The following is an 822-nucleotide window of genomic DNA, read 5'->3' as shown; positions in this document are numbered from 1 at the left end:
GGTTCAATTCCAAAGAAATTAAGGGCAATGCGAGAACGAGTGAAACGTTATATTCTTCCAGAAAAAAGAAAACGGCCCAAAAGTAGGACCGTTCGGATTTCAAAAACTCGGTACACCATTAAGTCAAAGCATGCTTAACTGAATGGTGTTAACTATAAAAGTGGCTTTAAATAGCACGGGTGCAAACTATACTTTTTTAAATAAAACGTCTGGGTTAACCATTGTTTTCATTTCAAGCACATTGCCATTTGGATCTTCAATAAAAAATGTTTCTTGTTCAAACTCATTACCAATAAAACGACGGTAAGGCTTATCAAGATATTCTATTCCCGCGCTTTCAATTCGTACTTTTAAATCGTTAAAGTCGGTTTCTGATAAATGAATACCAAAATGTGGCACAGATACAGCACCCATATCTACGTCGTGGCGTACTGTAGGTAGGCGCTCAACACTTTGATGCAATGTTAATTCGTTACCCCAAAAGTCAATATCAACCCAACGACCTTCTTCACTGTTACCCGTTTTACAACCAAGCACGTCACAATAAAACGCTTTAGTCACTTTTAAATCGCCGGCCGGAATAGCCAGATGCAAACAGTTCGACATAAATTACCCTTGGTTAACTCATTTAATATACTAAATTACGCTCATTATACATAAATTGTAATTTATAGAACATTAACAGCATTATAAATAAGCATATTTAATACCTAAATAATGTTTAAAAACTAGGGTCTGTTGATCTTTGCGGATTAAAACTTGTTCAAACTAGGGGCTATTTAATCGCGGCGCGAGATTTGTAACCTAGTGGGCTAAGTCAAA

The 822-nt window shown here is 36.3% G+C and carries 1 protein-coding gene and 1 pseudogene; one reads left to right on the top strand and one right to left on the bottom strand.

Translation table 11 applies throughout. The features are described 5' to 3' along the window. Window positions 1–138: pseudogene (locus tag GQR56_RS21255) on the top strand (IS4 family transposase); the annotation flags it as partial. A 48-nt stretch (window positions 139–186) separates the two neighbouring features. Here GQR56_RS21255 and GQR56_RS21250 read toward each other — a convergent pair. Then, window positions 187–606 (bottom strand): VOC family protein, encoded by a 420-nt coding sequence (locus GQR56_RS21250; RefSeq protein ID WP_024611951.1) that lies wholly within the window; start codon window positions 604–606, stop codon window positions 187–189. Between the last annotated feature and the right edge of the window lie 216 nt (window positions 607–822).

Source organism: Pseudoalteromonas sp. Z9A5, assembly GCF_011378875.1.
Classification (GTDB): Bacteria; Pseudomonadota; Gammaproteobacteria; order Enterobacterales; family Alteromonadaceae; genus Pseudoalteromonas.
This window is presented reverse-complemented; position numbering and strand designations above follow the sequence as displayed.

Excerpts from the sequence above, each read along its gene's own strand:
- GQR56_RS21250 (WP_024611951.1), bottom strand. The coding sequence starts at position 606 with ATGTCGAACTGTTTGCATCTGGCTATTCCGGCCGGCGATTTAAAAGTG.